5 protein-coding genes are annotated in these 7,215 nt (G+C 41.0%); 1 reads left to right on the top strand and 4 read right to left on the bottom strand.

The genetic code is table 11. From position 1 onward, the window contains the following. Nucleotides 1–200: 200 nt before the first annotated feature. From glnG to glnA, 4 genes are all read right to left on the bottom strand, one after another. Nucleotides 201–1,595 (bottom strand): nitrogen regulation protein NR(I), encoded by a 1,395-nt coding sequence (gene glnG, locus J8L98_RS06675; protein ID WP_210995797.1) that lies wholly within the window; start codon nucleotides 1,593–1,595, stop codon nucleotides 201–203. Nucleotides 1,596–1,619: 24 nt separating this feature from the next. Next, on the bottom strand, nucleotides 1,620–2,675 hold the full coding sequence (gene glnL / locus J8L98_RS06670) for a nitrogen regulation protein NR(II) (protein ID WP_192508958.1): 1,056 nt from the start codon (nucleotides 2,673–2,675) through the stop codon (nucleotides 1,620–1,622). A gap of 112 nt (nucleotides 2,676–2,787) precedes the next feature. Next, nucleotides 2,788–3,288 (bottom strand): DUF4124 domain-containing protein, encoded by a 501-nt coding sequence (locus J8L98_RS06665; RefSeq protein ID WP_210995796.1) that lies wholly within the window; start codon nucleotides 3,286–3,288, stop codon nucleotides 2,788–2,790. A 115-nt stretch (nucleotides 3,289–3,403) separates the two neighbouring features. Continuing rightward, the gene (gene glnA, locus J8L98_RS06660; protein WP_192508956.1) at nucleotides 3,404–4,810 is read right to left on the bottom strand and encodes a glutamate--ammonia ligase; all 1,407 of its coding nucleotides are present in this window, start codon (nucleotides 4,808–4,810) and stop codon (nucleotides 3,404–3,406) included. 456 nt (nucleotides 4,811–5,266) lie between these two features. Between glnA and typA the strand changes: the two genes are divergently transcribed. After that, a complete protein-coding gene (gene typA, locus J8L98_RS06655) occupies nucleotides 5,267–7,090 on the top strand; it encodes a translational GTPase TypA (protein WP_210995795.1) in 1,824 nt (607 codons plus the stop codon). The last annotated feature ends 125 nt before the right edge of the window (nucleotides 7,091–7,215 follow it).

Genomic DNA, 7,215 nt, shown 5'->3' with positions numbered 1-7,215 from the left:
AGAAGAGCTTTAGAGAAAGCCTAGAATAAACACCCTATGGACCCTGAAACCAGTTCAGGGAGACGGAGGTTTCTATCTATTTAGAGGTGGAGTTTTTATTACGCTCACCTCGTTGTCTTCCTGACGTAGGTCAGGATCCATTAAAGGTATAACGGCTTTATAATTACAGCAGAAGTCAGCAAGTTTTTATGACTGTGACATCAGTCCTGAATATTACGTTCTTTCAACTTTCTAGTGAGAGTATTCCGACCCCAGCCAATTTTTAAAGCTGCATCTTGCTTGTGCCCGTTACACACAGCTAAGGCTGTTTTGATCAAACGGGTTTCTAGTTGTGCTTGCACATTTGGCCAGATATTTTCTTTTCCTTGGGTAAGCTCCTGATTTAACCAGCTTTGAAACGCATCTAGCCAGTCTCCATCTGATTCACTATGTGCTGAAGTGTGGGATAGTTCGTCGGGCAATTCTTGAGGATTAACCGTTTGACTGGGTGCCATAACGGTTAGCCAACGGCAAGTATTTTGTAATTGACGAACGTTTCCTGGCCAATGGTAAAGTTGCATAGCTTTTATTGAGTCTGCTGTTAGTGTCTTTGTTTCAACTTGTAACTCTTCAGCGCTGGCAGATAAAAAGTGATGTGCTAGGGCTTCAATATCTTCAGGCCTTTCTTTGAGTGCAGGTAGTCGCAGTCGAACTACATTAAGGCGATGGAATAAATCTTCACGAAACTGACCTTGTTTTACTAATTCTTCTAAGTTTTGGTGAGTTGCGGCAATAATTCGAACATCTACACTGACACTTTGGTGTCCGCCAACCCGATAAAACTCCCCATCGGCCAATACTCGCAGTAACCGAGTTTGCACATCTAATGGCATATCACCAATTTCATCTAAAAAAAGAGTTCCTTTGTTAGCTTGTTCAAATCGGCCTCGACGCATGCTGTCAGCACCTGTGAATGCTCCCTTTTCATGCCCGAATAGCTCGGACTCAACAAGATCTTTTGGGATAGCTGCCATATTCAGAGCTATGAAGGTATTATCTTTGCGCGGGCTATGGTTATGTAACGCGCCTGCGACAAGCTCTTTCCCTGTACCAGATTCACCATTTATTAATACACTCATACTTGACATAGAAAGCTTACCAATGGCTCTGAAGACTTCTTGCATGGCGGGGGCTTCACCAATAATATCGGGGCTATCTTTCTCAGTTGGCGTACGTTTGGTTTTTTTTGCTTGTGAATTCGCTTGATAAGCCCGTTCAACAAGATCTGCGGCTTCATTTAAATCAAAAGGTTTGGCTAAATATTCAAAAGCCCCTTTTTGAAATGCATTGACAGCTGAGTCTAAGTCGGAGTGGGCTGTCATAATGATGACAGGTAAATTAGGATGACTTAAGCTTATCTCTTCTAGCAAAGCCATACCATCGAGACCGGGCATACGAACATCTGAGATTAAAACAGCAGGTTGGCTATATGATAAAGCGGTTAGAACATCTTGGCCATTGGAAAAGCATTCAGTCGTAAACCCTGCTCGTGATAATGCTTTATCGAGTACAAATCGAATGGATGCATCATCATCAACTAACCATACTGTTTTCATTTCTTGCTCCGTATACCGTTGGCGTCAGAACGGTAGATAAATATTAAATTCTGTGTGTCCAGTCCAGCTGTCATAATCAATCATGCCATTGTGCTGCTCTATCAAAGTTTGCGCGATGGATAATCCCAGTCCAGAACCTCCATCTTTATTTGTGGTCATGGGGAAAAATAATGTATCTTTTAGTTCAGGCGCAATGCCAGGGCCGTTATCCATGATTTTAATCAAAAGAGCTTTTTTAATTAGCTTTTCGCCACGTCGTAATCGATGCTTAATCCGTGTCGTTAGCGTTATGTTTCCACCTTGAGTTAGTGCTTGTAATGCGTTACGTACAATATTCAGCACAACCTGCTGAATTTTTGCTTGATCGATGTTTATGTCAGGAATACTTGGATCATAATCTTTAATTAACTTTATATTATGCTCGTTATCTAATGTGCTGAGTTTAATCACTGATTCTAAAGTTTGGTGAATATTACACGGTGCTTTATGCAGTAATTGATTAGGTCCGAGTAAACGGTCGACTAAATCGGTTAAACGGTCTGTTTGCTCGATAATTAATTCGGCACATTGGTCCCGCTCACTCTGACAACCTTCATACTGCAATAATTGCGCCGCTCCACGAATTCCACCGAGCGGGTTTTTAATTTCATGTGCTAATCCTCTTATTAATGTGCGCGCAGCGTGGTATTGATGCATTTGGTTTGATGCTTGATCAAATCGCACTTCATCATCAATACGTCGAAATTCCATTAAAATATAAGTAGTATTTAATAGGTGTACTCGGCGAGCATGAAGATTTAAAGTCGCGGCTCTATTGTCGATAAACACCACGTCAACTCTATGCTGCTGGCAATCGACACCGTCTTTTAGTACATATTGATTGATTCTTGTTATATCTATGTGGTGATGGCTGAAGGTCGCGTGGAGTGATTGACCTATTAGCCTTTTAATACCTAATCCGAATAGTTCACTACTGCTTGTATTGGCATAGTGAACTATAAAGTTCTTATCGAGTAAAATAACGGACGTTGCTAAATTATGCCACAAGTCAGGGAGCAGTTGCTCATGGAGTTGTTCCATATTGGTTCACCTTAATTAGATATTGCACCAATGTAGTGCGGTAGTAGCATAGCATTATTAGTGATTTTATTTCTAGGCAATACTCAAGGCGCTTAAATAGGTAACACTTTAATTATTTTATACTTTTTCTGTGCAGATAAAACGTGGTTGGATCACTTTGCGCGAGTGCTTTTCCCTGTTCATTGTAGAGCTTTAACAGTAGAGAGTGCTCCCCTCGAGGTACGTTATGTAAGACAAATGTTGTGCTTGTTTGCATAGGTCCTGTTGCTTTTCCATCTAACGTTAATTGCACTTTAAAACCATTGGAGAAGCTAGGCTGAATTTGCCCTGTAACATAGATGGTGCCAGTATTTTCTCTGAGTGTTTGCTCGTGGTTTGGTGAGGTAATACTTGCTGTATATTCAATCGCTTTTTGACTTGCTTGCGTATTGAGTATACTTGTATCAACAGCGGGCATTGTCATTGATTTATTTAACTGTATTTCTTTTGCGCCTTGTCGTGGTACATCAGAAAAGACCCAATTACCCTGCTCATCTTTCCAACGGTACACCTTTGAGTCCGCTAAAACTGATGAACTAAACAATACAAAACACCCTAAAAATAAAAGCCGCATTTAGATCTTGCCTGATATCAAAAATATACTCTAATACTCTAGACTGTTGTGAATTACTTTACCATAAAAAAGCCCGCTTTGCGGGCTTGAGAACACATATGATCTGAATACGTAATTACACGCTGTAGTACATTTCAAACTCAACAGGGTGAGTTGTCATGTTCAGTTTTTCCACTTCCTGTGACTTAAGTGCAATATAAGCATCAATTAAGTCATGGGTGAATACACCACCTTGTACTAAAAATTCACGATCAGCATCAAGACACGCTAACGCTTCATCAAATGAGGCTGCCACGGTTGGAATTTCAGCAGCTTCCTCAGCTGGTAGGTCGTATAGATCTTTATCCATCGCATCGCCAGGGTGGATTTTATTTTTAATCCCGTCAAGGCCAGCCATAAGCATTGCTGAGAATGCAAGATATGGGTTAGCTGTTGGGTCTGGGAAACGAACTTCTATGCGTCGAGCGCGCTCTGAAGGAACAACTGGAATACGAATCGAAGCTGAACGGTTACGTGCTGAATATGCAAGCATGACCGGTGCTTCAAACCCAGGTACTAAACGTTTGTATGAGTTAGTTGACGCATTGGCAAATGCATTAATTGCTTTAGCATGCTTGATGATGCCGCCAATGTAATAAAGAGCATCTTCAGATAAACCGCCATATTTATCACCAGCAAATAAGTTTTTGCCGTCTTTAGCAAGTGATTGGTGACAGTGCATGCCTGAACCATTATCACCAACAACAGGCTTAGGCATGAATGTTGCTGTTTTACCATATAAATGAGCCATGTTATGAATAACATACTTCATTTCTTGAATCTCATCAGCCTTTAAAACCATGGTATTAAAGCGCGTCGCAATTTCATTTTGACCAGCGGTAGCTACTTCATGGTGGTGGGCTTCTACTACTTGACCCATTTCTTCCAGTACCAAACATGTCGCACTACGCCAATCTTGGAAATCATCAACTGGGGCAACAGGGAAGTAACCCCCTTTAACGCCTGGGCGGTGACCAGTATTACCATCTTCATATGCTTTATCTGAGTTCCAAGCTGCTTGTTTAGAATCAATCTTGTACATTGAGCCAGACATATCAGTTTTATACTTAACATCGTCAAAAACAAAGAACTCAGGCTCAGGCCCAAATAAAACCGTATCTGCAATGCCGGTTGAGCGCATATATTCTTCTGCTCGTTTTGCAACAGAGCGAGGATCACGTTCGTATCCTTGTAATGTTGCTGGCTCAACAACATCACAACGAACAATCATCGTTGTTTCTTCAGCAAATGGGTCAAGTTTAACAGAAGCTGCGTCAGGCATTAAAACCATGTCAGATTCGTTAATGCCTTTCCAGCCAGCTATAGACGAGCCATCAAACATTTTGCCATCTTCGAAGAAGTCTTCATCGGCTTGGTGATGAGGAATTGAAACGTGTTGCTCTTTACCTTTGGTATCTGTAAAACGTAAATCTACAAACTTAACGTCATTTTCTTTAATAAAATCTAAAACCGATTGTGACATGTGTCCTCCGACTCGATGGGTTATTATTTTGTGTAGCATTATATTGATGCGACTTGTCTTACCTTAAGCGTATTTCATGCCAAATGTTTAAAGTATTGATTTATCTTAATATAAATTAAATTTAAATTAGGCTTTATGTATTTTTGCACCATTTTGGTGCGGTGTTGTTTCGTAATGGTGCGTGCCAGCATGTAACGCGCTAGTATGGTGCGTAGTAAAATAAGCTTAGTATTATTTATTAGTAGTGCAATTTATAGCCCTGAAAACCCTCTAAAAAATACAATGACTTGATAAAGTCATAAAATTTATGTTGGATAAACTTTCATCCATCGCCGTAATAAGGGATAATGTGCGCCGTTTAAATCCTATATTGGGACATCTCTGGCGCGCCAACATTTAGTGAAATCGCGTAGATCGACTAGGATCACTGAGATTCAACTTTCTCTGAGTAATTATATGAGCATCGAAAAGTTAAGAAATATTGCGATTATCGCACACGTTGACCACGGTAAAACAACCCTAGTTGATAAGTTGCTAGAGCAATCAGGCACACTAGAAACACGCGGCGGCAACGAAGAGCGTGTAATGGATTCAAATGATATCGAAAAAGAGCGCGGTATCACCATCCTTGCAAAAAATACTGCGATTGAGTGGAATGATTACCACATCAACATCGTAGATACTCCAGGACACGCCGATTTTGGTGGTGAAGTAGAACGTGTACTTTCAATGGTTGATTCAGTTCTTCTATTAGTAGATGCGCAAGAAGGTCCAATGCCGCAAACGCGTTTTGTAACACAAAAAGCATTCGCATTAGGTCTTAAGCCAATCGTGGTAATTAACAAGATTGATAAGCCAGGTGCACGCCCTGACTGGGTTATGGATCAGGTCTTTGATTTATTCGACAACCTTGGTGCAACGGACGAGCAGCTAGATTTCCAAGTTATTTATGCATCAGCAATCAATGGTTGGGCGACATTAGATCTTGATAATGAATCAGATAACATGCAACCAATGTTTGAAGCGATTGTAGAGCAAGTTGAAGCACCAGACGCTGATCCAGAAGGTGATTTTCAAATGCAGATCTCTCAGCTAGATTACAACTCATATATTGGTGTTATCGGTGTAGGTCGTATTAAACGTGGTTCTGTTAAGCCTAACCAGCAGGTTACAATTGTGGGTGCTGATGGTGCAACGCGTAATGGTAAAGTTGGCCAAGTAATGAGTTACTTAGGTCTTGACCGCCACGAAGCTGCTGAAGCACAAGCCGGCGACATCATTGCAATCACAGGTCTTGGTGAACTGAAAATTTCAGACACTATCTGTGACGTAAATGCAGTAGAAGCATTGACTCCGTTATCAGTTGATGAGCCGACAGTAACAATGACGTTCTCTGTAAACACTTCGCCGTTTGCAGGACAAGAAGGTAAGTTTGTTACTTCACGTAATATCCTTGAGCGTCTTGAAAATGAATTAGTTCACAACGTAGCACTACGTGTTGAAGAGACTGAAAACCCTGATAGCTTCCGCGTGTCTGGTCGTGGTGAATTACACCTAGGTATCTTGATTGAAAACATGCGTCGTGAAGGTTATGAGCTAGCTGTTTCTCGTCCAGAAGTAATTCTTCGTGAAGTTGATGGTCAGTTAGAAGAACCGTTTGAAACAGTAACAATTGATGTTCAAGATGAGCACCAAGGTTCAATTATGGAACAACTTGGTCTTCGTAAAGCAGAAATGACGGATATGGCTCCAGATGGTAAAGGTCGTGTGCGTATGGATTTCATGATGCCTTCACGTGGTTTAATCGGTTTCCAAACTGACTTTATGACGCTGACATCAGGTTCAGGCTTAATGTACCACACGTTTGACCACTATGGCCCATACAAAGGCGGTACTATTGGTAAGCGTAAGAATGGTGTATTAATTGCGAATGCAACAGGTAAAGCGCTAACTAACGCATTATTCAACCTTCAAGAACGTGGTAAGTTGTTTATTGGGCACGGTGTAGAAGTCTACGAAGGTATGGTTATCGGTATTCATAGCCGTGATAACGACCTGACAGTTAACGCGCTTAAAGGTAAGCAGTTAACGAACGTTCGTGCATCAGGTACTGATGAAGCACAAACACTTGTACCACCTATCAGAATGTCTCTTGAGCAGGCACTTGAGTTTATCGATGATGATGAGCTGGTAGAAGTTACACCTGAAAATATCCGTATTCGTAAAAAGTTATTGACTGAAAGTGAGCGTAAGCGTGCTGGTCGTCAACTTAAAGACTAATATCGAATAGAGATTTAAAAAATGCCGCTCTTATGAGCGGCATTTTTGTAGCATATTATTTTCTAATAAATAATATTTACATTTGCCTGGTAGTTGGTGATATTCAGTAGCTAGGGTTATATGGG

Source organism: Pseudoalteromonas sp. MMG013, assembly GCF_018100885.1.
Lineage (GTDB): Bacteria > Pseudomonadota > Gammaproteobacteria > Enterobacterales > Alteromonadaceae > Pseudoalteromonas > Pseudoalteromonas aurantia.
Note: the sequence above shows the minus strand (reverse complement) of the source record. Positions and strands in the feature narration are given on the sequence as shown.

Excerpts from the sequence above, each read along its gene's own strand:
- glnL (WP_192508958.1), bottom strand. The coding sequence starts at position 2,675 with ATGGAACAACTCCATGAGCAACTGCTCCCTGACTTGTGGCATAATTTA.
- typA (WP_210995795.1), top strand. The coding sequence starts at position 5,267 with ATGAGCATCGAAAAGTTAAGAAATATTGCGATTATCGCACACGTTGAC.
- glnA (WP_192508956.1), bottom strand. The coding sequence starts at position 4,810 with ATGTCACAATCGGTTTTAGATTTTATTAAAGAAAATGACGTTAAGTTT.
- J8L98_RS06665 (WP_210995796.1), bottom strand. The coding sequence starts at position 3,288 with ATGCGGCTTTTATTTTTAGGGTGTTTTGTATTGTTTAGTTCATCAGTT.
- glnG (WP_210995797.1), bottom strand. The coding sequence starts at position 1,595 with ATGAAAACAGTATGGTTAGTTGATGATGATGCATCCATTCGATTTGTA.